This is a genomic window from Pseudomonas sp. PNPG3 (genome assembly GCF_023093815.1).
Taxonomy (GTDB): Bacteria; Pseudomonadota; Gammaproteobacteria; order Pseudomonadales; family Pseudomonadaceae; genus Aquipseudomonas; species Aquipseudomonas asiatica.
Genome location: NZ_JALLKV010000046.1, coordinates 14,581 through 40,276, shown reverse-complemented (window position 1 = coordinate 40,276; position 25,696 = coordinate 14,581). Strand labels below are relative to the sequence as shown.

Annotated in this window: 28 protein-coding genes; 2 read left to right on the top strand and 26 right to left on the bottom strand. The window is 63.8% G+C overall.

What is annotated here, in order from left to right:
* Nucleotides 1-13: 13 nt before the first annotated feature.
* The 16 genes from MJ643_RS23450 to MJ643_RS23375 form a co-directional block, all read right to left on the bottom strand.
* Nucleotides 14-580: a DUF1285 domain-containing protein gene (locus MJ643_RS23450; protein WP_196184633.1), complete on the bottom strand. Its 567-nt coding sequence runs from the start codon at nt 578-580 to the stop codon at nt 14-16.
* A 10-nt stretch (nt 581-590) separates the two neighbouring features.
* Nucleotides 591-1,196: a DUF4823 domain-containing protein gene (locus tag MJ643_RS23445; RefSeq protein ID WP_013971585.1), complete on the bottom strand. Its 606-nt coding sequence runs from the start codon at nt 1,194-1,196 to the stop codon at nt 591-593.
* Nucleotides 1,197-1,262: 66 nt separating this feature from the next.
* Nucleotides 1,263-2,231: a radical SAM protein gene (locus MJ643_RS23440; RefSeq protein ID WP_015269416.1), complete on the bottom strand. Its 969-nt coding sequence runs from the start codon at nt 2,229-2,231 to the stop codon at nt 1,263-1,265.
* A 153-nt stretch (nt 2,232-2,384) separates the two neighbouring features.
* Nucleotides 2,385-3,020, bottom strand: a complete 636-nt coding sequence (locus MJ643_RS23435; protein ID WP_013971583.1) for a TetR/AcrR family transcriptional regulator — start codon at nt 3,018-3,020, stop codon at nt 2,385-2,387.
* Nucleotides 3,021-3,431: 411 nt separating this feature from the next.
* Entirely contained in the window at nt 3,432-4,214 is a 783-nt protein-coding gene (locus tag MJ643_RS23430; protein WP_247727010.1) for a TatD family hydrolase, read from the bottom strand.
* 30 nt (nt 4,215-4,244) lie between these two features.
* The gene (locus MJ643_RS23425) at nt 4,245-5,231 is read right to left on the bottom strand and encodes a DNA polymerase III subunit delta' (protein WP_196184632.1); all 987 of its coding nucleotides are present in this window, start codon (nt 5,229-5,231) and stop codon (nt 4,245-4,247) included.
* Nucleotides 5,224-5,856 (bottom strand): dTMP kinase, encoded by a 633-nt coding sequence (gene tmk / locus MJ643_RS23420; RefSeq protein WP_023661450.1) that lies wholly within the window; start codon nt 5,854-5,856, stop codon nt 5,224-5,226. Before tmk ends, MJ643_RS23425 begins: the two co-directional genes overlap by 8 nt.
* A 9-nt stretch (nt 5,857-5,865) precedes the next feature.
* The gene (mltG, locus tag MJ643_RS23415; RefSeq protein WP_013971579.1) at nt 5,866-7,068 is read right to left on the bottom strand and encodes an endolytic transglycosylase MltG; all 1,203 of its coding nucleotides are present in this window, start codon (nt 7,066-7,068) and stop codon (nt 5,866-5,868) included.
* 4 nt (nt 7,069-7,072) lie between these two features.
* Nucleotides 7,073-7,888 (bottom strand): aminodeoxychorismate lyase, encoded by an 816-nt coding sequence (gene pabC / locus MJ643_RS23410; protein ID WP_013971578.1) that lies wholly within the window; start codon nt 7,886-7,888, stop codon nt 7,073-7,075.
* A complete protein-coding gene (fabF, locus tag MJ643_RS23405; protein WP_208209528.1) occupies nt 7,888-9,132 on the bottom strand; it encodes a beta-ketoacyl-ACP synthase II in 1,245 nt (414 codons plus the stop codon). The genes pabC and fabF overlap by 1 nt, the downstream gene beginning before the upstream one ends.
* Nucleotides 9,133-9,320: 188 nt before the next feature.
* On the bottom strand, nt 9,321-9,557 hold the full coding sequence (acpP, locus tag MJ643_RS23400; RefSeq protein WP_013971576.1) for an acyl carrier protein: 237 nt from the start codon (nt 9,555-9,557) through the stop codon (nt 9,321-9,323).
* A 203-nt stretch (nt 9,558-9,760) separates the two neighbouring features.
* The gene (gene fabG, locus MJ643_RS23395; protein WP_247727009.1) at nt 9,761-10,501 is read right to left on the bottom strand and encodes a 3-oxoacyl-ACP reductase FabG; all 741 of its coding nucleotides are present in this window, start codon (nt 10,499-10,501) and stop codon (nt 9,761-9,763) included.
* Nucleotides 10,502-10,516: 15 nt separating this feature from the next.
* Complete coding sequence (fabD, locus tag MJ643_RS23390) at nt 10,517-11,455, bottom strand: ACP S-malonyltransferase (protein ID WP_023661404.1); 939 nt, start codon at nt 11,453-11,455, stop codon at nt 10,517-10,519.
* Between the two features lie 251 nt (nt 11,456-11,706).
* Nucleotides 11,707-12,687 carry a phosphate acyltransferase PlsX gene (gene plsX, locus MJ643_RS23385; protein WP_024086524.1) on the bottom strand — a complete coding sequence of 327 codons (981 nt, stop codon included), beginning with the start codon at nt 12,685-12,687 and terminating at the stop codon, nt 11,707-11,709.
* 33 nt (nt 12,688-12,720) lie between these two features.
* Nucleotides 12,721-12,903 (bottom strand): 50S ribosomal protein L32, encoded by a 183-nt coding sequence (gene rpmF, locus MJ643_RS23380; RefSeq protein ID WP_003247154.1) that lies wholly within the window; start codon nt 12,901-12,903, stop codon nt 12,721-12,723.
* A gap of 13 nt (nt 12,904-12,916) precedes the next feature.
* Nucleotides 12,917-13,444, bottom strand: a complete 528-nt coding sequence (locus MJ643_RS23375) for a YceD family protein (protein ID WP_012313431.1) — start codon at nt 13,442-13,444, stop codon at nt 12,917-12,919.
* A gap of 96 nt (nt 13,445-13,540) precedes the next feature.
* On the opposite strand from MJ643_RS23375, the gene MJ643_RS23370 reads away from it, so the two are divergent.
* Complete coding sequence (locus MJ643_RS23370; protein WP_039614719.1) at nt 13,541-14,119, top strand: nucleoside triphosphate pyrophosphatase; 579 nt, start codon at nt 13,541-13,543, stop codon at nt 14,117-14,119.
* 136 nt (nt 14,120-14,255) lie between these two features.
* Here the strand turns inward: MJ643_RS23370 and sppA are convergent, their stop codons facing one another.
* From sppA to rluC, 3 genes are read right to left on the bottom strand one after another with little or no spacing between them, the layout of a single operon-like run.
* Nucleotides 14,256-15,245 (bottom strand): signal peptide peptidase SppA, encoded by a 990-nt coding sequence (gene sppA, locus MJ643_RS23365; RefSeq protein WP_013971572.1) that lies wholly within the window; start codon nt 15,243-15,245, stop codon nt 14,256-14,258.
* A 6-nt stretch (nt 15,246-15,251) separates the two neighbouring features.
* Nucleotides 15,252-15,926 (bottom strand): HAD family hydrolase, encoded by a 675-nt coding sequence (locus tag MJ643_RS23360; RefSeq protein WP_013971571.1) that lies wholly within the window; start codon nt 15,924-15,926, stop codon nt 15,252-15,254.
* 3 nt (nt 15,927-15,929) lie between these two features.
* Nucleotides 15,930-16,886 carry a 23S rRNA pseudouridine(955/2504/2580) synthase RluC gene (gene rluC, locus MJ643_RS23355; protein ID WP_013971570.1) on the bottom strand — a complete coding sequence of 319 codons (957 nt, stop codon included), beginning with the start codon at nt 16,884-16,886 and terminating at the stop codon, nt 15,930-15,932.
* Nucleotides 16,887-17,685: 799 nt separating this feature from the next.
* Here rluC and rne point away from each other — a divergent pair.
* A complete protein-coding gene (gene rne / locus MJ643_RS23350) occupies nt 17,686-20,922 on the top strand; it encodes a ribonuclease E (RefSeq protein WP_196184116.1) in 3,237 nt (1,078 codons plus the stop codon).
* Between the two features lie 184 nt (nt 20,923-21,106).
* Here the strand turns inward: rne and murB are convergent, their stop codons facing one another.
* Genes murB through MJ643_RS23315 form a run of 7 tightly spaced genes read right to left on the bottom strand, consistent with a single transcriptional unit; the run spans nt 21,107 to nt 25,645 of the window.
* A complete protein-coding gene (gene murB, locus MJ643_RS23345; RefSeq protein WP_023662429.1) occupies nt 21,107-22,126 on the bottom strand; it encodes a UDP-N-acetylmuramate dehydrogenase in 1,020 nt (339 codons plus the stop codon).
* Nucleotides 22,123-22,587: a low molecular weight protein-tyrosine-phosphatase gene (locus MJ643_RS23340; RefSeq protein ID WP_003259973.1), complete on the bottom strand. Its 465-nt coding sequence runs from the start codon at nt 22,585-22,587 to the stop codon at nt 22,123-22,125. Before MJ643_RS23340 ends, murB begins: the two co-directional genes overlap by 4 nt.
* Entirely contained in the window at nt 22,587-23,351 is a 765-nt protein-coding gene (kdsB, locus tag MJ643_RS23335) for a 3-deoxy-manno-octulosonate cytidylyltransferase (RefSeq protein WP_013971566.1), read from the bottom strand. The genes MJ643_RS23340 and kdsB overlap by 1 nt, the downstream gene beginning before the upstream one ends.
* Complete coding sequence (locus tag MJ643_RS23330) at nt 23,348-23,533, bottom strand: Trm112 family protein (RefSeq protein WP_011532874.1); 186 nt, start codon at nt 23,531-23,533, stop codon at nt 23,348-23,350. The genes kdsB and MJ643_RS23330 overlap by 4 nt, the downstream gene beginning before the upstream one ends.
* A gap of 44 nt (nt 23,534-23,577) precedes the next feature.
* On the bottom strand, nt 23,578-24,579 hold the full coding sequence (lpxK, locus tag MJ643_RS23325) for a tetraacyldisaccharide 4'-kinase (RefSeq protein WP_182328557.1): 1,002 nt from the start codon (nt 24,577-24,579) through the stop codon (nt 23,578-23,580).
* Nucleotides 24,579-25,013, bottom strand: coding sequence for a biopolymer transporter ExbD (locus tag MJ643_RS23320; protein ID WP_023662669.1), 435 nt, complete (start codon nt 25,011-25,013; stop codon nt 24,579-24,581). Before MJ643_RS23320 ends, lpxK begins: the two co-directional genes overlap by 1 nt.
* A complete protein-coding gene (locus MJ643_RS23315) occupies nt 25,010-25,645 on the bottom strand; it encodes a MotA/TolQ/ExbB proton channel family protein (protein WP_003259970.1) in 636 nt (211 codons plus the stop codon). Before MJ643_RS23315 ends, MJ643_RS23320 begins: the two co-directional genes overlap by 4 nt.
* Between the last annotated feature and the right edge of the window lie 51 nt (nt 25,646-25,696).

Genomic DNA, 25,696 nt, shown 5'->3' with positions numbered 1-25,696 from the left:
GGCACCAGATATCTCAGCTGCTACGCCCGATGGGATAAAACTCACCGTGGCTCCAGACCCCAAGCCACTCTTCCCCGTCGATCTCACGCGGCACCGCCAGCTCTACCAACTGGTAGAACACATTGCGATGAATCAGCGCCTCGAGGTTGCTGCGCATCAGCACATACGGCGATGGCTCCTGCGTGACCGGGTCGATCACCACGCGCAGCGGGTTGGCCGGCCCGGCTTCGACCTGGTCCTCGACATTGCTGGTGAAGCGCAGCACCTGCTGCTCACCCTCACCCTCACCTTCCACATCCAACGCCACAGCCACGAACGGCGCCTCGTCGACGCGGATGCCCACCTTCTCTACCGGGGTAATCAGGAAGTAGTCATCGCCATCGCGGCGGATGATGGTGGAAAACAGCCGCACCATCGGCTTGCGACCGATCGGCGTTCCCAGGTAATACCAGGTGCCATCACGGGCGATGCGCATGTCGATGTCACCGCAGAAGTCCGGGTTCCACAGATGTACCGGCGGCAGGCCCTTGGCCTTGGGAATCTGCGCCAGAAGATCATTGGCCTTGCCGGAATCGCTCATCACGCTTGCCTCATTCACTCACACCCAGAAGGCTACGAGCGTACTCGCGCATCGGCGCGCCTAGCAAATCCTCCGGAGTTTTATCGTGGAACGTCAACAAACCGCCACGACTCTTGATACGTGCAGTGTCGATCAGGTAGCGGGTGCTGGTTTCGATGAGCATCATCTGCACCACGCCGGTGTCCCAGCCCAGGCGGTCGACCGCTTGTTCGTCATACCACTCGTCGCCATTGCCGATACGGTCGTCGGTGCGCGCGAAGCGGGTGTACAGCACGTAGTCGGCACCCACCGAACGCGCCTGGGCAATGGCCTCTTCCAGGCCCAGTGGCCCTTGGGCGCGACGTACCAGCGGGAAATATTCGACGAAGCTCTTGTAAGCCTGCTCGGCCACCGCGTTCTGCCGCGGCACCGGTCCCTTGCCCGGAGGCACGAACGCGCCCTGGCCGATGAAGATGAACGAATCGGGCTGCAGGCGGATCGACAGGGTGCGACGGGTATCGCTGTGGTCCAGCAGACCGGCATCGCTCATGTGGTAACGGACGCCCTCGCCCATATCGCTGACATTCATGCAACCGCCCAACGCCATCAGCGCCAGCAGCAAAACCAGGCTACGCATCTTTCCTCCAGTGGCCGGCGACGAAAAACCGGCGAATAGCTGGCGGATGCAGCTTTTGCGCCAGCTTCAGCCGCCAATCACCTTCATCACCATCACATCGCCGGAGAACGCCAGGTCCTGCTTGTCTGCCAAGGCCTTGACCAGCAAGCGCTGCAGCGCCGGCAGCGCCTGATGGCGCGGTTTTTCCAGAAGGTCGCCGACGAAATGACGATTGCCCGACGACAGGCAGCCATGCAGCCAGCCCGTGGAAGACAGGCGCAGCCGCGAGCAGGTGCGGCAGAACGGTACGCTTTCGTTGGCGATCACGCCGAAGTGGCCTCTGCCGGGCACCTGATAACGCAAGGCAGTGGCGTCCAGCGGAGCATCGACCTGAACGTAGGCATGCTTGCCAGCAATCAGTGCGAGCAGTTGGTCGAGGCCGACGAACTGCTGCAGAAAGACGTTTTGGTCACGCGCCAGGTGGCCCATGCGCATGAGCTCGATGAAGCGCAGTTCGAAGCCGCGCTCAAGGCAATAATCCAGCAGCGGCAGCACCTGATCGAGGTTGTGCCCGCGCATCGGCACCATGTTCACCTTGATCTGCATGCCCATGGCGCTGGCCCGCTCCATCCCCGCCAGCACGCTGGCCAGGTCGCCGCCCCGGGCAATACGGCGGAACGCCTGAGGGTCGAGGGTGTCGAGGGAAACGTTCAATCGGCGGATACCTGCCGCCTGCAACTGGGGCAACTTGCGCGCCAGCAACTGGCCATTGGTAGTCATCGAGATATCGTCAAGGTCGAGCTTGGCCACGGCAGCCAGGAAAGCATCCAGACGCGGACTGACCAATGGCTCACCGCCGGTGATGCGCAAGCGTTCGATGCCGGCGGCTTCGATCAGGTAGGCCACGCCACGAGCCAGTGCCTCCGCCGACAGTTCGTCCTGTGCTGCCACCAGGCGCTTGCCGTCTGGCACGCAGTAGGTGCAGGCATAGTTACAGGCAGCCGTCAGGCTGACGCGCAGGTTGCGAAAACGCCTGCCTTGACGATCGACGATCATGAATGACTCCGGCATGGATGATGGGGGCTGGCAAAACCTGACTCATAAATCAGGTTTTTGCAAGCCCTGCACATCGCCGAAATAGGTAGGAGCAGCCTTTCGCAGCACAAGGCTGCTGCTACCGGTACTGCGTATTACCTGAACGCGGATGCTTCAGTTCGAAGGTTCCGGGTCGCGCTTGCGCTTGTTGCCCATGCGCACGCCAATGTCCATCAGGAACTGGAAGAAGCCTTCCTGGTCCTCCAGCACATTGCTCCAGAACGGCGAGTGGTAAAGCGCCACGGCGCCGTGCACCAGCGCCCAGGCGGCGCAATAGTGGAAATACGGCGGCACGTCTTCGAGCTTGCCTTCGCTGATACGGCCCTTGATCAGCTGGGTCAGGCGGTCGAAGTTGGAGGCACGTATGCTGTGCAGCTGTTCGACCATTTCCGGTACCTGGTTGCCCTTGACCACCTTTTCTTCCAGGCGGTCGAACAGCCGGTAACGCTGCGGATCGCGCATGCGGAACTCGAAGTAGGCTCGCGACAGGGCTTCCTTGTCGCGATCGACGTCGGCCGAATGCAACAGCCCGTTCAGGTCGCGCTCGTAGTCGAGCATCAGGCGCAGGTAGATCTCCGCCTTGGACTTGAAGTGCTTGTAGATCGTGCCTTTGCCGATGCCCACGGCGTCGGCGATCATCTCGACGGTGACGCTGTCTTCCCCCTGTTCGAGAAACAGCTTGAGCGCGGTGTCGAGGATTTCCTGTTCGCGACGGCGAAACTCACGGACCTTACGAGGTTCTTTCTGCATAGGAAGGACTGGATGACAATCGAAGCGGTTTATTATGCCTAACTTGCAAGAAATTGCACGGATCATCCAAGCATGTCTGTGTTTCACGATGCTTATGGCCATGCGCTGCGGGAGGAATGAAACGTGGACGTATTCCAAATTTGTTTAAAAATCGATCAATATGCACTGGCACTGCGCCAAAGCTGACTAATACTTGAAGTGTTGGCGCGGCGCATCCCCCCCAAGTGGCGCGCCGATAAAGGTGCTCAGGGACCGCGTACCTTTGTTTTACTCCTAATGGTCTTAACCCGGATTCCCCCCCCAGAACCCGGGTTTTTTTTGGGTGTTTCGAGGGGAAATGAAGCCGGGGGTTCAGGTTTGGGGTTGGTGGGGATTGCATGAGGAACACCAGGCGCCCGTCACCCCTTCGAGTCAGGCCACCCGCGCCAACGGGAACAAGCGCTTGAAGTTGGCAGTGGTCTGTTCGGCCAACTGCTCATAACTGGCCCCGCGCAACGAAGCCACGTACTCCGCCACCTCACGCACATACTGCGGCAAATTCGGCTTGCCGCGATACGGAATCGGCGCCAGGTACGGCGAATCCGTTTCCACCAGCAAACGATCGACCGGCACCTGCCGCGCCACTTCACGCAGGGCATCGGCATTGCGGAAGGTAACGATGCCAGACAACGAAATGTAATACCCCAGGTCCAGCGCCGCCTTGGCCATGTCCCAGTCTTCGGTGAAGCAGTGCAGCACGCCGGCCTGCGGCAGGTTGGCCTCGCGCAGCAGCGCCAGGGTATCGGCACGCGCCGCACGGGTATGCACGATCACCGGCTTGCCGGTCTGCCGCGAGGCCTCCAGGTGCAGGCGGAACGAGGCTTGCTGCAACTCGGCTGCTTCCGGCTCGTAGTGGTAATCCAGCCCGGTTTCGCCAATCGCCACCACATGCGGGTGAGCCAGCTCGCGCAGCAGCCATTCCAGCGCCGGCGTTTCGCCCGGCGCCAGGTCCAGCGGGTGCACGCCCACCGAGCAATCGACATCGGCGTAACGCTCGCTCAGCGCCTTCACCGCACAAGCATTCTCGGCACTGACGCCAATACACAGGAAATGCCCGACCCCGCGCTCACGCGCCGCCTGCAGGGCAGCATCGAGGGAGCCCTGATGGGCGCTCAGGTCAAGACGGTCGAGGTGGCAATGGGAATCTACGAGCATGGGATAACGACACACATGATAAAATGAAAATCAGCGGGCGCCCGGCAACTGCAGCCAGTGGGCCAGCAGCGATTCAAGCAGCAGGGCGCGGTTGAGGTTGGCCTTGCCCAGCACCTTCTGGCGCTGCTCCAGGATCCATGCCTGCACCTCCAGCACCTTGGCCTGGTGGCTCTTCTGCGCCAGGTACTGCACCACCTTGCGCATATCGGCCAAGCCTAGCCCTTCCTCGCCCTGGGTCAATTGGTAGCGCAGAATCAGGTGCGCCCAATCGCAGAACCAGTCGAACAGCAGCAACAACGGCACACCGTTCCAGGCATCGGCCAGCTGGCTGGGCGATTGCTGCTGCTTGAGCAGCTTCTTCACCCCGTCGGTGACCAGCGCACGCTGCTCTCGCACGCCTTGCGCCTGCAAGCTGACCGCCATCAGCGGCGAACCGGCAGCCAGGGTCAGCAACTCGTCGCGCTCGGTCTCGTCACTGTCGGGCAGCGCGCCGGCCAGCCAGGCTTGGCTCTGGGCCAGGCTGGGCTGCGGGCAGGCGACCTGCTGGCAACGGCTCTTGATGGTCGGCAACAGACGGCTGGGCTGGTGGGTGACCAGCAGCAACACGGTATCACCGGAGGGTTCTTCGAGGCTCTTGAGCAGGGCGTTGGAGGCGTTGACGTTCATCGCCTCCACCGGCTCGATCAGTACCACCTTGCGCCCACCCAGCTGCGCGGTCTGCACCACGAAGGCCACCAGCTCGCGTACCTGATCTACCTTGATAGGCTTGTCAGCTTCTTCGGGCTCGAGTACGAAGTTGTCCGGGTGGCTGCCGGCCTTGAGCAGCAGGCAGGACTTGCACGCGCCACAGGCCTCCAGGGCCTGGGGCTGCTGGCACAGCAGGCGGGCCATCAGGCGCTCGGCCAAGGCCCGCTTGCCGATACCCTGCGGCCCATGCAGCAGGTAGGCGTGAGCGTGCTGGCTGCGGCCGGCCAGCTGCTGCCAGAGGGCCTGCTGCCAGGGATAGGCTTCAGCCACGGCAACGCTCCACGATGCCTGGTAGCAACGCATCGATGGAGCGCTGCACGGCCTCCAGAGGCTGGGCGGCATCAAGCAGGGTATAGCGCTGTGGTTCGCGGCCGGCGCGCTGCAGGTAGGCCTGGCGCACTGCTTCGAAGAACGCCTGGCCTTCCTGCTCGAAACGGTCCAGGCGGCCGCGGGCGGCGGCGCGGGCCAGGCCCACTTCGACCGGCAGATCGAAGACCAGAGTCAGGTCCGGGCGCAGGTCGCCCTGGACGAATTGCTCCAGGATGGCGATACGCTCGACTGGCAAACCACGCCCGCCGCCCTGGTAGGCGTATGTCGCATCGGTAAACCTGTCACACAAGACTACGGCCCCGCGGGCCAGCGCCGGCCGGATCACCTGCGCCAGGTGCTGGGCACGCGCAGCGAACACCAGCAACAGTTCGGTGTCGGCCGCCATGCTTTCATCGCTGGGCGCCAGCAGCAGCTCACGCACCTTTTCGGCCAGCGGCGTGCCGCCGGGCTCACGGGTCAACACTACGTCCAGGCCCTGCTCGCACAGGCGCGCAGCCAGGTAGTCGCGGTTGGTGCTCTTGCCCGCACCTTCCGGGCCTTCCAAAGTAATAAACAAGCCGCTCACAGGCAGTCCTTAATGTTGTTCGTCAGGCATCGGCCGTTCGGCCGCTTGCGCGCCGCCGGCAGGGGCGTCCTGCACAGGCGGCTGGTCGGGCGCTGGCTGCGCGGTAGACTCGTCGGCAGGGGCTTCGGGTTGTTCGGCCTCGTCGGTACCTGATTGTGGTTGTGGCTCTGGCTGCGATTGCGGCGCGGGGCTGGAGCGGTAGTCCGCACGGCGCTTGAGCTGGAACTCGCGCACCGCCGAGTTGTGGTCGTCGAGGTCGTCGGAAAACACGTGGCTGCCATCGCCACGGGCAACGAAGTACAGGCTGGTGCCATCGGACGGGTTGAGCGCCGCGTGAATCGCTTCGCGACCGACCATGGCGATCGGGGTCGGCGGCAGGCCGGTGATGGTGTAGGTGTTGTAGGGCGTCGGCTCGCGCAGGTCGGCGCGGGTGATCTTGCCGTTGTAGCGCTCACCCATGCCGTAGATCACCGTCGGGTCGGTCTGCAGCATCATGCCCAGGCGCAGGCGCCGCACGAAAACGCCGGCGATCTGCCCGCGCTCCTGGGGAATGCCGGTCTCCTTCTCTACCAGCGAAGCCATGATCAGCGCCTGGTACGGGTCGCGGTATGGCAGGTCGGTGGTGCGCTCGGCCCACTCCTTGGCCAGCACTTCGTCCAGGCGCATGTAGGCCTGCTGCAGCAACTCGACGTCGCTCATGCCGCGCACGAAGCGGTAGGTGTCCGGGAAGAAGCGCCCTTCAGGGAACACACCGGTATGGCCGAGCTTGTCCATCACTTCCGAATCGGACAGCCCGTCCAGGGTGTGCTTGATCTTTTCATGCTTGGCCACGGCCGCGCGCACCTGGCGGAAGGTCCAGCCTTCGACCAGGGTGAGGTTGTACTGCACCACGTCGGCCCGACGCCAGGCATCGAACAGCTGCTCCACGGTCATGCCGGGGGTCAGGCGATACTCACCGGTGTGCAGAGGGGTGCCAGCCATGTTGAAACGCCAGTACAGACGCAACCAGACGGCGTCGTCGAGCAACCCTTCGTTCTGCATGCGATAGAACATGCGGTTGGGGGTGGTGCCATTGGGCACGTCCAGCAGGCGCTCCTGCGTCACGTGCAGAGGCTGCTCCAGGACCGAGTTGACCTTCCAGGCCGACCAGCCCACGGCAAGGCCGGCGAGGATCAAGCCCATTTCCAGCAGCAGCAGGAATTTACGTCTCACGAATTCAGGTTTCCAGTAACGTACGGGCAACGGCCTGCAGTTTACGGGTGAGCGGGCCCGGCGACCAGTTTAGCTCGGCAACGCCTCGCACGGGCCAGACACCGTAGACGCTGTTGCAGACAAATACTTCATCTGCCTGCTCCAGAGCGTCGAACGGCAGATCGCAGACCTGCACCGGGATGCCCTGCAGCACTGCCTGTTCCAGCAACGCGCCCCGCATCACGCCAGCGACGCCACAGCGGCTGAGGTCAGCCGTGAACAGCGCGCCATCGCGCACCAGGAACAGATTGCTGTACACACCTTCGATCACCCTGCCCTGCCCATCACGCATCAGGCCTTCGGCATGTTCGCTGTCCTGCCATTCGGCACGGGCCAGCACCTGCTCCAGGCGGTTGAGGTGTTTGAGGCCGGCCAGCAGCGGTTGTTCCCCAAGCCGGGTCTGGCACGGAAACAGTCGCACGCCCTGCTCGGCATTGTCGACAGGATAGCTGGGCAACGGGCTGCCCTGCAGAATACGCCGCGGCGCGGCACCGGCAACCGGTGCGTAACCGCGCTGGCTGTCACCACGAGTAAGGATGAGTTTGGCTACACCATCACCGAGCTGGCTGGCATAGCGCAGGAGTTCGTCGCGTACCAGCGCCAGGTCGGTACTGATCGCCAGGCGCTGGCAACCCAGCGCCAGGCGTGCGAGGTGGCCGTCCAGCAGGCTGGGCCGGCCGTCGCGCACGGCGATGGTCTCGAATAGCCCATCGCCGTAGGCCAGGCCGCGGTTCTGCAGGTTGACTGCAGCCGCCGGCTGGCCATCGATCCAGCTTTGCATCAACCGGCGAACCGGCGGAATACCAGCGAACCGTTGGTACCGCCAAAGCCGAACGAGTTGGACAGCACCACATCGATCGGCATGCTGCGCGCTTGGTGCGGCACGAAGTCGAGGTCGCAGCCTTCGTCCGGCTCGTCCAGGTTGATGGTGGGCGGAGCCATCTGGCTGTTGATTGCCAGCACGCTGAAGATCGCTTCTACGGCACCGGCGGCGCCCAACAGGTGGCCGGTCATCGACTTGGTCGAGCTGACCGCCAGCTTGTAGGCATGCTCACCGAACACGCGCTTGATCGCCGCCACTTCGGCCACGTCGCCAGCAGGGGTCGAGGTGCCATGGGCGTTGATGTAGCTGACCTCTTCCGGCTGGATGCCGGCATCGCGCAAGGCGTTGGCCATGCAACGGGCAGCACCTTCACCAGTGTCGGGCGGCGAAGTCATGTGGTAAGCGTCACCGCTCATGCCGAACCCGACCAGTTCGGCATAGATGGTCGCGCCGCGGGCCTTGGCATGCTCCAGTTCTTCGAGCACCAGGGCACCAGCACCGTCGGACAGCACGAAGCCGTCGCGGCCCTTGTCCCACGGGCGGCTGGCACGGGTCGGCTCGTCGTTGCGAGTGGACAGTGCGCGGGAGGCGCCGAAGCCGCCCATGCCCAGGCCGCAGGCAGCCATTTCGGCACCGCCGGCGATCATCACGTCGGCTTCACCGTAGGCGATGTTGCGCGCAGCCATGCCGATGCAGTGGGTACCAGTGGTGCACGCGGTGGCGATGGCGTAGTTCGGCCCTTGAAGCCCCAGGTGGATCGACAGGAAGCCGGAGATCATGTTGATGATCGAGCCAGGCACGAAGAAAGGCGAAATACGACGCGGCCCCGAGTCGTGCAGGGCGCGGCTGGTTTCTTCGATATTGGTCAGGCCGCCGATACCCGAGCCCATGGCCACGCCAATACGCTGGCGGTTGGCGTCGGTGACTTCCAGGCCGGCATTACGCACTGCCTGGAACCCGGCCGCCAGGCCGTACTGGATGAACAGGTCGAGCTTGCGGGCCTCTTTGGCCGACAGGTATTGCTCGACCTCGAAGCCTTTCACCGAGCCGCCAAAACGGGTGGAGTAGGCAGACAGATCCGTGTGTTCGATCGGACCGATGCCACTGCGGCCAGCCAGAATGCCCTGCCAGGTGCTCGGTACATCAGTACCCAGTGGCGACAGCATACCCATACCGGTGACCACGACGCGTCTACGCGACACAGTACTCTCCTTTTCTAATGACAGAGTTTCTTGCCATTGCATTCAAGCGATGGAATGAAATGGCAACAAGCTCTTGATACCCGGTGAACGAGACCATCCTGCAAAACGCAGGGTGCTCGCAAAGAAAAAACCGCACGCCGGCAAAGGCAGTGCGGTTTTTCCCGACAAGAAGCGTCGACTACAGCGTCTTAGGCCTGGTGGGCTTTGACGTAGTCTACAGCAGCTTGAACGGTAGTGATCTTCTCGGCTTCTTCGTCAGGGATTTCGGTCTCGAATTCCTCTTCCAGAGCCATCACCAGCTCAACGGTGTCAAGCGAATCGGCACCCAGGTCATCGACGAAGGACTTCTCGAGAGTCACTTCCTCTTCCTTGACGCCCAGTTGCTCGGCGACGATTTTCTTGACGCGTTCTTCGATGGTGCTCATACCTAGTTTTCACTCCTAATGGACATATGTCAGGCAGCTGGCCGGTGGCTAATTTTATAGAAAGACGTTCGCTTTTCAAGCTCAACGCACCTTCACACCAGTCACCACACCCGCTGCCTGGAATCTGGTTGCAGCTTTATAACGGATTTTAGGCTCGCAGTATGACTCTTTTTTTACGAAATCCGTCACATTGAGTTGCAGTGTTACATGTACATCCCGCCGTTGACCGGCACGGTAGCGCCGGTTACGTAGGCTGCGCCGTCGGATGCCAGGAACGAAACCACCTTGGCAATTTCGTCGGCCTGGCCCAGGCGGCCCAGTGGGATCTGGGTCTGCAGGGCTTCGCGCTGCGCTTCTGGCAGCTCGCGGGTCATGTCGGTGTCGATGAAGCCCGGGGTCACCGAGTTGACGGTGATGCCACGCGAGCCCACTTCACGCGCTAGGGCGCGGCTGAAGCCTTCCAGGCCGGCCTTGGCGGCCGCGTAGTTGGCTTGGCCGGCGTTGCCCATGGCACCGACGACCGAGCCGATGCTGATGATACGGCCCCAACGTGCCTTGGTCATGCCACGCAGCACACCCTTGGACAGACGGTAGAGGCTGTTCAGGTTGGTATCGATCACGTCGAACCACTCGTCGTCCTTCATGCGCAGCATGAGGTTGTCACGGGTGATACCGGCGTTGTTGACCAGGATGGCCGGTGCGCCGAACTGCTCGCCGATGGCGGCCAGCACAGCTTCAACCGATTCGGCGCTGGTCACGTTCAGTTCCATGCCGGTACCGGTGATGCAGTGTTCTTTCAGGGTGGCAGCAATGCGCTCGGCGCCGGAGGCCGAAGTGGCGGTGCCGATCACGGTCGCGCCCTGGCGGCCCAGCTCGAGGGCGATGGCCTGGCCAATGCCACGGCTGGCGCCGGTGACCAGTGCAACTTTACCTTGCAGGCTCATGCAAGCTTCTCCAAATCAGGCCAGTGCCGCGCGGGTGGCGGCGACGGCGTCAGGGGTATTGAGGTTGTAGGTGGTCACGCCATCGGCGCAACGCTTGTTCAGGCCGGCCAGGACCTTGCCCGGGCCGCACTCGACCAGGTTGACCGCACCGTTAGCGGCCAGGGTCTGCACGCATTCGACCCAGCGCACTGGCTGGTACAGCTGCGCCAGCAGGTCGTGCTTGAGGGCATCGAGGTCAGCGGCAACGGCAGCGGTCACGTTCTGCACCACAGGAATTTGCGGGGCGTGCCACTCAATGGCGTTGACCGACTCGGCAAAGCGCTCGGCAGCCGGCTTCATCAGCGCGCAGTGCGACGGCACGCTGACCGCCAGCGGCAGGGCGCGCTTGGCACCCTTGGCCTTGCACAGCTCGATGGCGCGATCGACGGCGGCCTTGTTGCCGGCGATGACCACCTGGCCTGGCGAGTTGAAGTTGACCGCGCTGACCACCTGGTCTTCGGCCGCTTCGGCGCAGATTTCCACGACCACGGCGTCGTCCAGGCCAAGAATGGCGGCCATGGCGCCATGTCCGGCCGGCACGGCTTCCTGCATCAGCTGGCCCCGGCGCTCAACCAGGCGCACGGCATCTTTCAGGCTCAGGCTGCCAGCGGCAACCAGGGCGCTGTATTCACCCAGACTGTGACCAGAGACGAAGGCCGGCCTGGCACCACCCTCCTCCAGCCACAGGCGCCACAGCGCGATGGAGGCGGTGAGAATGGCCGGCTGGGTCTTGTCGGTCTGGTTGAGTTGCTCTTCCGGGCCTTCCTGGACCAGCTTCCACAGGTCGTAACCGAGTGCCTCGGACGCTTCCTTGAAGGTTTCGATGATCACTGGCTTCTCGGCGCCGAGCTCGGCGAGCATGCCCAGCGACTGGGAACCTTGACCGGGAAAGACGAATGCGAGAGATGCAGACATTGAACAAGCCCTTATGATCTTGTCGTCGGATAGGGTGCGCCGGCTTTGGACCAGGCGCGGAATCTGAAAGCTTGGATGGATACACAGACCAAGCGGTCACATTTAAGCACTTCAGCGGCGATATGCCTAAGGTCTTTGTTTACCTGTACCGGCCCTTTCGCGGGCTTGCCCGCTCCCACAGATACCCCACAATCTTCAGCCCTGTGGCAATCCTGTGGGAGCGGGCAAGCCCGCGAAGGGGCCGGAACAGGCTACAACAGCAGGTCCTCGAGCCGCCCATGCAAGCGCTGCGGCAGGTTTTCCTGGATCTCGATCAACGCCCGCTGGATGGCACTCTGGAAGCCCTGCACCCCCGCCGAGCCATGGCTCTTGATGACGATGCCCTGCAACCCCAGGAAACTCGCGCCATTGTGCCGCGCCGGTGCCAAATCGGCCTGCAGGCGTTTGAGCAGCGGCATGGCCACAGCCCCGGCCGCCCGCGACAACACACCACCCTTGAACAGCTGCTCGATGCGCGCACCAATCATTGTCGCCAGCCCCTCGCTCGACTTGAGCAGGATGTTGCCGACGAACCCGTCGCACACCACCACATCGGCTTCGCCGCGATATAACCCGTCACCTTCGACGAAGCCTATGTAGTTGAGCCCGCGAGCGTTCTGCAACAGGCTGGCCGCCAGCTTGACCTGCTGGTTGCCCTTGATGTCCTCGGTACCGATGTTAAGCAGCGCCACGCGCGGCCGCTGCACACCCAGGGCCTGGGCGGCCACCGAGCCCATCACGGCGAACTGGTAGAGGTTCTCGGCGCTGCAGTCGACGTTGGCGCCAAGGTCGAGCAACTGGCAGTAACCGGTCTGGGTCGGGATCGCCGCCACCATGGCCGGCCGGTCGATACCCGGCAGTGTCTTGAGCACGAAACGCGAGAGCGCCATCAGCGCCCCGGTATTGCCAGCGCTGACGCAGGCCTGAGCCTTGCCGTCGCGCACCAGTTCGAGGGCGATGCGCATCGACGAGTCCGGCTTGCCGCGCAGCGCCTGGGATGGCCGCTCGTCCATACCGATTACCTCGCTGGCGGCCACGATTTGCAGGCGCGCGCGATCCGCAGCCGCAAGGCCGCTGACAAGATCTTCGAGGAGAGAGGGTTGACCGACGAGGGTCAGGTGCAGCGAGGGGGTAGCCGAAAGGCAGGCAATGCTAGCCTGGACAATGCTGCGGGGACCGAAGTCCCCGCCCATTGCGTCGATCGCGATGATCTGAGCGGACAAGGATTACTCGTCAGCGCCCTTGTCGACCACTTTGCGACCACGGTATACGCCTTCTGGCGAAACGTGGTGACGCAGGTGTACTTCACCGGTGGTTTTCTCTACCGACAGCGCGTTTTCCGACAGGGCGTCGTGCGAACGGCGCATGTCACGGGCAGAGCGGGATTTTTTGTTCTGCTGAACAGCCATAATTGATTAACTCCTAAACGTTTGGGTCACGCTTTAACTGCGCCAAAACACTGAACGGGTTGGACCGCGATACCTCGTCCTTGCTCGATTCGGGCTCGTCTGCGCCCGCCGGCTGCTGGCATTCTTCCGGATGATGAGCAGGCACGATTGGCAAGGCGAGCAGAAGCTCCTCCTCGATCAATGCCTGCAGATCCAAAGGATCTTCGCCCAGTTCCAGCACGTCATAGCCTTTCGGCAACGACTGGGTATTCGCACCCTCCTTCACCACGGCGTATGTACATTCGCTGTGGATCGGCAGGGTGACCAGCTCAAGACAACGCTGGCAAACCATCTTGACCTCGACGTCCAGCTCGCTGTGGATAACCACCACGTGCTGTTCATCTCGTTCAAAATCGAACTTCGCCTGCACCGTACCGACATTGTCGGAAAGCGGGTCGCAGAGTCTTTCCAAATCAGCGAGCTGCAGCGAACCGTTAAGGGTTACGCCACGATCGGCTAATTTGCGCGGGTCAACGTGAGGTGGAATCGGGTCATTCAACATAGGCGCAGCATTCTAGGGATGCCCCCCGCCCCTGTCAAAGGAAATTCGGCGGCATCGTGCGTGATAGAATTTGTTCAACCGATTCAGGAGTCTACCATGCTTCCTCTGTTACTGGCTTCCAGCTCTGCCTACCGCCGCGAACTGCTTGCACGCCTGCGCCTGCCCTTCACCTGGGCAAGCCCCGATATAGACGAGCGACGCCTGGATGACGAACCGGCGGCGGAGCTGGTGCGGCGGCTGGCCAGGCAAAAAGCCGAGGCCCTGGCAGGCAGCCACCCCGGGCACCTGATCATTGGTTCGGACCAGGTTGCGGTGCTGGGCGAGCAGGTACTGGGCAAGCCGCATACCTTCGAGCGGGCCTGCGAGCAGCTGCTGGAGTGCAGCGGGCAGCAGGTGAGCTTCCTGACCGGGCTGGCGTTGCTGAACAGCGCCACCGGGCACTGCCAGGTGGACTGCGTGCCGTTTACCGTGACCCTGCGCGAACTGGACCGGCAGCGGGTGGAGCGCTATGTGGCGGCGGAGCAGCCGCTGGACTGCGCCGGCAGCTTCAAGGCCGAGGGGTTGGGAGTGAGCCTGTTCCAGAGCACGCACGGGTGCGATGCGACCAGCCTGATCGGGCTGCCGCTGATTAGATTGGTGGATATGTTGACCAGAGAAGGGGTGGTGATTCCCTGAGATTTTGGGGCCGCGCTGCGGCCCTTCGCGGGCACGCCCGCTCCCACAGGCGTGTCGCAACCTGCGGGCCTTGCACGATCCCTGTGGGAGCGGGCATGCCCGCGAAGGGGCGCAAAGCGCCCCCGGCAATCCCGGATCAGCGCAACTGCGGCCCCTGGAAGCCCATCCACATCGCCAAGCGTTCAGCCACGCTGGCGCCAACGCGCTTGGAGAAGCGATCGAGCGCCGATTCCTGCACGGTGAAGTCCACCAACTCCTTCTCACCCACAATCTCGCGCGCCACATAGCTGGCACTGCCCAGCCCATCCACCAGGCCCAGCTCCTTGGCCTGCTCGCCCGACCAGACCAGGCCACTGAAGAGCTCCGGATGCTCCTTGTCCTTCAGGCGCTCACCCCGCCCCTGCTTGACCATGGCAATGAACTGCTGGTGCGTGGTATTCAGTACGCCCTGCCAGAACTCGGTCTCTTCCGGCTTCTGCGGCGAGAACGGATCGAGGAAGGCCTTGTGCTCACCTGCAGTGTAGGTACGCCGCTCCACACCCAGCTTCTCCATGGTGCCGACGAAGCCATAACCGGCCGCCGTCACACCAATCGAGCCCACCAGGCTGGCCTTGTCGGCATAGATCTCGTCCGCCGCACTGGCGATGTAGTAGGCCCCGGAAGCCCCAAGATCAGCGATGACCGCATACAGCTTGATGGCCGGATATTCAGCCCGCAGACGGCGGATTTCGTCATACACGTAACCCGACTGCACCGGGCTGCCTCCCGGGCTGTTGATGCGCATCACCACAGCCTTGGTCTTGCTGTCCTTGAACGCCTCGCGCAGGCTCTTGACGATATTGTCGGCGCTGGCTGGCTCCTGGTCGGCAATCACCCCGCGCACCTCGACCAGCGCGGTATGGCTGGCACTGCGCGACGCTGCCTTGTCCATGTCCATCAACGGCGTAAACAGGATCAGGATGCCGAACAGGTAGACGAAGGTCAGCAACTTGAAGAAGATCCCCCAGCGTCGCGCCCGGCGCTGCTCCTGAACGCCTGCCAGCAGGGTCTTTTCCAGCAGTTTCCAGCTCTTGCGCTCTTCGCGCTCCTCGGGTTCGGCCTCGGGGGCTTTCCATTCGTCTGCCATGCTTACCTACCTTGGAAATGGAATTGCGGAACCACCCAGCCACTCACGCAACTGGGAAAAATGATCGATGCACACCTGCGGACCAAACTCGGCCAGTGCCTGCAGCGACATGGCACCATAGCCCACGGCCACCGAATGCATGCCGGCATTGCTGGCCATCTGCAGATCGAATGCCGAATCGCCAACCATCAGCGCACGCCCTGCTTCGACACCGCAATGCCCGAGAATTTCCTCGAGCATCAGCGGGTGCGGCTTGCCGCGAGTTTCGTCGGCGGCGCGAGTGATGTCGAAGAACTGCTCCCAGCCATTGGCCTTGAGCACCCGATCCAGCCCACGACGCGCCTTGCCGGTGGCCACCGCCAGGCGGTAACCCTCGGCACGGAAGGCATCCAGCGACTCGACCACACCCTCGAACAGCGGCGAGGGCTGCTGGTCCAGGGCCATGTAGATATCGGCATAGTGCTGACGAAACTTTTCGACCTGAGCAGGCGCCAGGTGCGGGTACAGGGTGTGGATCGCCTCGCCCAGGGCCAGGCCGATGATGCCCTTGACCGCATCCTCGCTGCTTTGCGCCTCACCGGCACGCTCGGCGGCGGCGTTCATGGCCTCGACGATACGCCCGATCGAGTCGGCCAGGGTGCCGTCCCAGTCGAAGATCAGTAGCTCATAGCCTTTTTTCATAGATCAGGACGCACTCAGACGCTCAACGGTTTTCGCCCAGACTTCATCCACCGGCGCCTCGAGCTTCAGCTCGCCACCGTCCGGCAGCGGCACGGTCAGTGCGTAGGCATGCAGGAACAGGCGCTTGCCGCCCAAGTCGCGAATTTCACGACTGAAGTCTTCGTCACCGTACTTGCTGTCGCCAGCGATCATATGCCCGGCATGCAGGGTGTGCACACGGATCTGGTGGGTACGGCCAGTGATCGGGCGCGCCTCGACAATGGTGGCGAACTCGCCGAAGCGGCGCAGCACACGGAACAGGGTCAGTGCCTCCTTGCCCTCGTCGTTCACCTCGACCATGCGCTCGCCGGAGCGCAGGTTGCTCTTGAGCAACGGCGCGCTGACCTGCTTCTTCGAGGTCGGCCAGTGGCCGCGCACCAGCGCCATGTAACGCTTGTCGACACCGTCGCCGCGCAGCGCGGCGTGCAGGTGGCGCAGCATGCTGCGCTTCTTGGCGATCATCAGCAGGCCGGAGGTATCGCGGTCCAGGCGGTGCACCAGCTCCAGCTCCTTGGCGTCCGGGCGCAACTGGCGCAGCGCCTCGATCACGCCGAAGCTCAGGCCGCTGCCGCCATGCACGGCGATGCCGGCCGGCTTGTTCATCACGATCAGCGCCTTGTCTTCGTAGACGATGGCCGCTTCCAGGCGCTGCAACAGGCCCTGGGCTACCGGCGCCGGCTCGTCACGTTCCGGCAGGCGGACGGGCGGTACCCGCACGATGTCGCCGGCCTGGATCTTGTACTCCGGCTTGACGCGGCCCTTGTTGACCCGTACTTCACCCTTGCGCAGGATGCGGTAAACCAGGGTCTTGGGCACGCCCTTGAGGGCCGTGATGAGGAAATTGTCGATGCGTTGGCCGGCAAGCTCCGGCGCGACTTCGATCAGCTGAACGCCGGAAGTCGGAGGGGTATTGGTCGTCATGGCGGGATCATAACAATTTTTTATGGAATTGAAGCACTTAATCATTGCTGCTATAGTCGCGAACGCCGCCAAAAGCGGCAGGCCAGCGGCACCAGGCTCCTAGCCGGTCCCTGACCAACGCAATTCTCCAGGACGCGAGGCCGTCCTACGGGGTTTTCGCCAGTTTACCGAATTGCCTGGAATCGCCACCAGCGCTGTGTAGAGAAGACCGAAAAAAAACGACAAGTGCGGTGTTTCACCTGCTTACCCGATTCTTTTCGCTGCACCTCTGCCCGCCCCGTCGCTTCCACGCAACGCCCGGCGAATGCTTCGGAAATACCTGCCTTGGACATGAATGGCGCCAGCGCAGTACCTGCGCTGGCGAAAAATGCAACCCGTTGCGGATTCAGCGCGCGGCAGCACCCGAATTATCAGGGATACGTGCAGGGTGGAGATGCACAGCCCTCGGACCGTGTAGCACCGCGTCCGGCCCACCAGCCCACTGAGCGGCTGGCGAGCGGATAAGGTCCTGAACAGATGCCTCCGGGCGTCCACGGCTGACGGTTGATTCCTCCTCCTGACTGAGTGCACAAGGCCCGCTTGGTTGATTCGGATTCCAATTCGAAGCCACCGGGGCCTTGTTGGCACCGCAGCAAACAGGACGCGTCGTCGCGACAACGGCAGGCTGGGCAACCGGCTGGTGCCGAACGTTGCTCGACACGGGGGTGGCCCGGCCACCCTTTGCGCACCTTGGCACCGACCATGAGACGTCGTGTGTGCCGAACGCCGTTTCCGGCAGCCCGGAAACCGACGGTACAACATGAAAAGAATGCTGATTAACGCGACTCAACCCGAAGAGTTGCGTGTAGCCCTGGTGGACGGCCAACGTCTCTACGACCTGGACATCGAGTCCGGCGCGCGCGAGCAGAAAAAGGCCAACATCTACAAAGGCAAGATCACCCGCATCGAACCCAGCCTCGAAGCCGCCTTCGTCGACTTCGGTTCCGAACGTCACGGCTTCCTGCCGCTGAAAGAAATCTCCCGCGAATACTTCAAGAAAGCCCCCGAAGGGCGGGTCAACATCAAGGAAGTGCTGAGCGAAGGCCAGGAAGTCATCGTCCAGGTCGAGAAGGAAGAGCGTGGCAACAAAGGCGCCGCCCTCACCACCTTCATCAGCCTGGCCGGCCGCTACCTGGTGCTGATGCCGAACAACCCGCGTGCCGGTGGCATTTCCCGCCGCATCGAAGGCGAAGAGCGCAACGAACTGCGTGAAGCCCTGAACGGCCTGACCGTGCCGGGCGACATGGGCCTGATCGTGCGCACTGCCGGCCTTGGCCGCAGCAGCGAAGAAATGCAGTGGGACCTCGACTACCTGCTGCAACTGTGGACCGCCATCAAGGAAGCGTCCCAGGACCGCGCCGCGCCATTCCTGATCTACCAGGAAAGCAACGTCATCATCCGCGCCATCCGCGACTACCTGCGCCAGGACATCGGCGAAGTGCTGATCGACAGCATCGATGCCCAGGAAGAAGCCCTGACCTTCATCCGCCAGGTCATGCCGCAGTACGCCAGCAAGGTCAAGCTGTACGAAGACAGCGTGCCGCTGTTCAACCGCTTCCAGATCGAAAGCCAGATCGAGACCGCCTTCCAGCGTGTGGTCGATCTGCCGTCCGGCGGTTCGATCGTGATCGACCCGACCGAAGCCCTGGTGTCGATCGACATCAACTCGGCGCGTGCCACCAAAGGCAGCGACATCGAAGAAACCGCCCTGCAGACCAACCTGGAAGCGGCCGAGGAAATCGCCCGCCAGCTGCGCCTGCGTGACATCGGTGGCCTGATCGTCATCGACTTCATCGACATGACCCCGGCGAAAAACCAGCGCGCCGTCGAAGAACGTGTTCGCGAGTGCCTGGAAGCCGACCGCGCCCGCGTCCAGGTCGGCCGCATCTCGCGCTTCGGCCTGCTGGAAATGTCCCGTCAGCGCCTGCGCCCTTCGCTGGGCGAAAGCAGCGGCATCGTCTGCCCACGCTGCTCCGGCACCGGCATCATCCGTGACGTCGAATCGCTGTCGCTGGCCATCCTGCGCCTGATCGAAGAAGAAGCCCTGAAGGACCGCACCGCCGAAGTTCGCGCCCAGGTGCCGATCCCGGTGGCTGCCTTCCTGCTCAACGAGAAGCGCAACTCGATCACCAAGATCGAACTGCGCACCCGTGCGCGCATCATCATCCTGCCGAACGATCACCTGGAAACTCCTCACTTCGAAGTACAGCGCCTGCGCGACGACAATCCGGAAGTGCTGAGCAACCAGTCCAGCTACGAGATCGCCGCCGCCGAAGCCGAAGAAGCGCCGCAGCCGACCGCCACCCGCACCCTGGTTCGCCAGGAAGCCGCAGTCAAGACCGCCCCGGCCCGCGCCAACGCGCCGGTACCGGCCACTGTCGAAGAACCGCAGCCTGCCGCACCGGTCACCCCTGCCCCGGTCGCCCCGGAGCCAAGCCTGTTCAAGGGCCTGGTGAAGTCGCTGGTAAGCCTGTTCGCCGGCAAGGAAGAGCCTGCCGCAGCGCCGGTTGTCACTGCCACCGAGAAGCCGGCCGCCGAGCGCAGCCCACGCAACGAAGAACGCCGCAACGGCCGTCAGCAGAGCCGCAACCGCAACGGCCGTCGCGACGAAGAACGCAAGCCGCGTGAAGAACGTGCCGAGCGCGCACCTCGTGAAGAACGTGCTCCTCGTGAAGAACGTGCCCCGCGCGAAGAACGCGCACCTCGTGAAGAACGCGCCCCACGCGAAGAGCGTGCACCGCGTGAAGAACGTGCACCACGCCAGCCACGCGAAGACCGCCGTGGCAATCGTGGCGAAGAGCGTGTGCGCGAACTGCGTGAGCCACTGGACGCCACCCCTGCCGAGCGTGAAGAACGTCAGCCGCGCGAGGAACGTGTAGCCCGTGAAGAACGTGCCCCGCGTGAAGAGCGTGCACCTCGCGAGGAACGCGCACCACGTGAAGAGCGCGCACCTCGTGAAGAACGTGCTCCACGTGAAGAACGCGCACCTCGCGAAGAACGTGCTCCTCGTGAAGAGCGCGCACCTCGTGAAGAACGTGCTCCACGCGAAGAACGTGCCCCTCGCCCACCACGCGAAGAGCGTCAGCCACGCGTAGCCGAAGAAGCCGCCGAGCAGGCTGCCGAGCTGGCCGAAGAGCAACTGCCGAACGAAGAGCTGCTGCAGGACGAACAGGAAGGCACCGATGGCGAGCGCCCGCGCCGCCGTTCCCGTGGCCAGCGTCGTCGCAGCAACCGTCGTGAGCGTCAGCGCAACGCCAACGGCGAGCTGATCGATGGCAGCGAGGAAGAAGGCAGCGAAGAGCAGCCACAACAGCACCAGGCCACCGAGCTGGGTGCCGAACTGGCCGCCGGCCTGGCCGTGACTGCCGCTGTCGCCAGCAGCAACATCAGTGCCGACGCCGAAGCCCAGGCCAACCAGCAGGCCGAGCTTGCCACCGCCGAAGTCGCCCAGCCGGTCGAGCAGGCTGAGAAGTTCGAGCAGGTCGAAGCTGCCGCCAAGGCTGAAGAAGTGGCCGAGGCCCCAGTGGTCGAGCAGCCGGTCAGCGAGCCTGTAGCCGTGGTCGAGGCAACTGCCGAGCCAGTGGTCGAAGTCGCTCCGCAGCCAGTGGTCGACGAAGCACCTGCTGCCGAACCGGTAGTGGTTGCCGAAGCACCGGTAGAAGCGCCTGCCGTCGAGGCCGGTGAAATCGAGCAGGCCCCGGCCGTGATCGAGGCCGCTCCGGTTGCCGAGCAACCTGCCCCGGTTGTCGAAGCCCAGCCAGAAGTGGTGGCCGAGCCTGCCCCAGTGGCCGTCGAGCCTGCACCGGTCGAAGCCCCTGCGGCGGTGGAACCTGCCACTGTCATGCTGGCCAACGGCCGTGCGCCGAACGACCCGCGTGAAGTGCGTCGCCGCAAGCGTGAGGCCGAGGCTGCCGCCAAGGCCGCACAGGAAGCTGCCGCAGCCACCGAGGAGCCAGCCCTGGAAGCCAGCGATGAGCAAAAGCCTCATCACGGTTGATAGCCAAGGCTGAATGAAAAAGCCCCGCCAGTTCGCACTGGCGGGGCTTTTTCTTGGCTGGGCGTTTTTCCTGTACCGGCCTCTTCGCGGGTAAACCCGCTCCTACAGTGCCCACCACCCTCAGGCCCTATGAAGTCCCTGTGGGAGCGGCTTCAGCCGCGAAAGGGCCAGCCCAGGCACTGAATCAGTAGAGGTTAGGCTCCATCTCCAGCTCGACCCCGAACCGCTCGAGGATATCGGCCTGGATCCGCCGCGCCAGTGCATGCATCTGCGCCCCGCTCGCCTGGCCGTAGTTGACCAGCACCAACGACTGCAAACGATGCACCCCCGCATCCCCCTCGCGGTGGCCCTTCCAGCCAGCCTGCTCGATCAACCAGCCTGCCGCCAGCTTCACCTGGCCATCGGCCTGCGGATACGCCACCACTCCCGGGTACTGCGCACGGATACGCTCGACCAGCTCCGCCGAGACCACCGGGTTCTTGAAGAAGCTCCCGGCATTACCCAGCTCTGCCGGGTCTGGGAGCTTCTCGCGGCGAATGCTGCAGATCGCCTCGCTGATCGCCTGCGCGGTCGGCTCGGTCACGCCCTGTTCCGCCAGGCGCTGGCGCACCGGGCCGTAGTCCAGGTGAGCCTGTAGCGTACGGCTCAAGGCAAAGCGCACACGCAGGATCAACCAACGCCCAGGGTTGCGCTTGAACAGGCTGTCGCGATACCCGAAGGCACATTCAGCCAGGCCGAAGTCACGCAACTCGCCGGTCTCGCGGTCCAGGGCGGTCAAGCCGACAAATACGTCCTTGATCTCCACGCCATAGGCGCCCACGTTCTGCATCGGCGCGGCGCCCACGGTGCCAGGGATCAGGCTGAGGTTCTCCAGCCCGCAATAGCCCTGCGCCAGTGTCCACTGCACGAACGGGTGCCACGGCTCACCGGCCTCGGCCTCGACCACGATACGTTCGCCATCGTCGCTGAGCACGCGCCGACCACGGCTGGCCATATGCAGCACCAGCGCATCGATATCGCGGGTCAGCAGCAGGTTGCTGCCACCGCCAATCACCAGCACCGGCACGCCGCCTTGCCGCGCCTGGGCCAGCGCCAGGCGCACCTCCTGGTCATCATGTGCCTGGGTGAAATACCGCGCCTTCACGTCGATGCCAAAGGTGTTGTACGGCTTGAGCGATACCTGCTCCTGCCACTGCACTGTCATAGCCGCCCCTTGATTTCCAGGACCAGCGCCTGGCACGCCGCTTCAACCAGGTCGAGCACCTGCTCGAAGCCGTCGGCGCCACCGTAGTACGGGTCCGGCACTTCATCCAGCGCTGCGCCATAACGGCGCAGGAACAGGTCGAGCTCGCCCACTGCCGTGTGCGGGCGCATCGCACGCAAATGGCCGAGGTTGCTTTCGTCCATGGCCAGGATCAGGTCATATTCGGCAAAGTGCGCCGCCTTGACCTGCTGGGCGCGTTGCTGCGAGAGGTCATAGCCACGCGCCAGCGCTGCCTTGCAGGTGCGGCTGTCGGGCGCCTTGCCGACGTGCCAGTCGCCGGTGCCGGCCGAGGCTACATGCACCCGGTCGGCAAGCCCGGCAGCCTGCAATTGATGGCGCAGCACGCCTTCGGCGGTGGGCGAGCGACAGATATTGCCAAGGCAGACGAACAGGACGCGCATCAGGCCTCCAGCAAGCGCCGTACGCGCTCCAGGTCTTCAGGGGTATCCACGCCCACGGCAGGCGCCTCGATGGCGTCTTCGACGTGGATGCGCACGCCATGCCACAGGGCACGCAGTTGCTCCAGCGCTTCGGTTTGCTCAAGCCAGCATGGGCCCCAACTGACGAAGTCCTGCAGGAAGCCGACGCGGTACGCGTACATGCCGATGTGGCGGCGATATGGCACGCCTTCTGGCAACAGGTTGCGGTCCTTGGCAAAAGCATCGCGGGCCCAGGGCAGCGGCGCACGGCTGAAGGCCAGGGCGAGGCCATTCTTGTCGCTGACCACCTTGACCGCATTGGGGTTGAACACGGTTTCCGGCTCATGGATCGGTTCGGCCAGAGTGGAGATGCCGGCTTCCGGATGCGCCGCCAGGTTGGCTGCCACCTGGTCGATGATCACCGGCGGGATCAGCGGCTCGTCGCCCTGTACGTTGACCACGATGGCATCGGCCGGCAGCCCCAGGTGTGCGACCACTTCGGCCAGGCGATCGGTGCCGGACTCATGGTCAGCACGGGTCATCAGCACTTCAGCTCCGAAGGCCTGACAGGCCTCCAGAATGCTGGCGTCATCGGTGGCGATGACTACGCGGCCCGCGCCGCTCTTGCGGGCCTGTTCCCACACGTGCTGCACCATCGGCTTGCCAGCGATCAGCAGCAATGGCTTGCCCGGCAGTCGTGTGGAGCGCAGACGGGCGGGGATCACCACGGTGAAATCCAGGCTCATTTGTCCAGACGCTCTTCATCAGTCAGGGTGCGCGCCTCGCTTTCCAGCATGACCGGGATGCCGTCGCGGATCGGGTAGGCCAGGCCGGCGCCCTTGCTGATCAGCTCGGTCTTGTCGGCACTGAGCTTGAGCGGGCCCTTGGTGATCGGGCAGGCCAGGATATCGAGCAGTTTGGTGTCCATTTGAGGCTTCCTTTAGGCCAGGTGGCCGGGAATTGAAAAAGGGCTCAGGGCTTGCGCAGCAAGCGTTGCAACTGGTTGTCGAACCAGGCGCTGAAAGCCGGCGTGGGCTGCGCCTCGACGGCCAGGTACCACCAGTCGTCAGCGGCGAAGGCCCGGCATTTCACCGCATCCTTCTCGGTCATGACCAGCGGCAGCGGCGGGCTGAAGGCCAGGCTCCGGGCGCTGAACTGCGCATGGTCGGCAAAGGGATGCGGCACCGGCTGCCAGTTTAGCCCCAGCAGGGTATTGAAGAAACGTTGCGGGTTGCCGATACCGGCCACCGCGTGCAGGCGTTGGCCTGCGGGAAAATGGTCAAGCGCACGGCGCTCGCCACTGCGCAGGTTGACCAGGGCGGATGGCTGCAGGCAGAAGCCGAAGCCATCGGCGCGGTCTGCGCTGGCGCCGTTGAACAGCACTGCATCAGCCTCGTGCAGGCGCTCGGCGGGCTCACGCAACGGCCCCGCCGGCAGGCAGCGGCCATTGCCCAGGCCGCGGGCGGCATCGATCAGCACCAGCTCCAGGTCGCGCGCCAGGCGATAGTGCTGCATGCCGTCGTCACACAGGATCAGGTCGAGGGGTTCACTGGCCAGTAATGCCTGCACGGCGCGGGAGCGGTCGGGGTCGATCATCAGCGGCACGCCGGTGCGCTGCACGATCAGCAGCGGTTCGTCGCCGGCCTGCCCAGCCGCCTGATCGGGCTGCACGCGCCAGGGTAGCTGCGGCGGTTTGGCGCCATAGCCACGGCTGACCACGCCCACCTTCAACCCCTGCTTGCGGCAGTGCTCAATCAGCCAGAGGATCATCGGCGTCTTGCCGGTACCACCCACGGTAATGTTACCCACCACGATGACCGGCACCGGGGCCCGGTAGCTGGCACTTTCGCCGCTGAGAAAACGCGCCCGCTTGCGCGTGACCACGCGGCGATACAGTGCCTCCAGCGGGCGCAGCAGCGCCAGGGCCGGGTGCCCGGCGTACCAGGCGGCGAGCAGACGGTCGGCGAAGGCCATCAAGGTGTGCCCTGGGCCGCCTCGACAGTGGTCATGCGCAACTGGCTGAAACCGAGCTTGCCGGCGGCATCCATCGCAGTGACCACGGCCTGGTGCGGGGTCTTGCCGTCGGCGCTGATGGCCAGCGGCAGCTTGTTGTCGCCGCCCGACTCACGCTCGATCGCTTCGCTCAGGGTGGCCAGGTCGCTTTTGGGCAGCAGGTGGTTGTTCACCGAGTACACGCCTTCGGCGCTGATGGTGATTTCCACGAGCTTGCCCTGGTCGAGCGCCGCCGGCTCGGCGCTGGCGGCTTCGGGCAGCTCGACGCGCAGCTGGGTCTCGCGGGTGAAGGTGGTGGTGACCACGAAGAACAGCAGCAGGACGAACACCACGTCGATCAGCGACGCCAGGTTGATGTCGACGTTCTCCCGCTGGCGATTGCGCCGGAACTTCACGCCTTGCCTCCGGCCACTTCCACTTCGCGGTCGCCCTGGATCACTTCCACCAGCTTGATAGCTTCCTGCTCCATGCCCACCACCAACTCATCGATACGGCGCAGCAGGAAGCGGTGGAAGAATACCGCCGGGATACCGACCATCAGGCCGGCCGCGGTGGTGACCAGGGCCTTGGAGATACCACCGGCCAGCACTGCGGCGTTGGCGGTCATCTGCGAGCCCATGAAGGCGCTGAAGATGTCGATCATGCCCAGCACGGTGCCCAGCAGGCCCAGCAGCGGGGCCATGGCGGCGATGGTGCCGAGGGTGCTGATGTAGCGTTCCAGTTCGTGGATGACGCGCGAGGCGGCCTCCTCGATGCATTCCTTCATGATTTCGCGACCATGGCGCGAGTTGGCCAGGCCGGCGGCAAGGATTTCGCCCAATGGCGAATCAGCACGCAGGGCCTTGAGCTTGTCACTGGTCAGTTGCTTGTCCTTGATCCATATCCACACCTGGCCGAGCAGGTGCGGCGGGGTGACGCGACTGACGCGCAGGGTCCACAGGCGCTCGACGACGATAGCCATGGCAGCGATGGAGCTCAGAATGATCGGCAGCATCATCCAACCACCGGACTTGACCAATTCCCACACAGTAAACGCCCCTTCGGAAAAAGGCCGCCACTCTACCATAGGCGCGCCGGG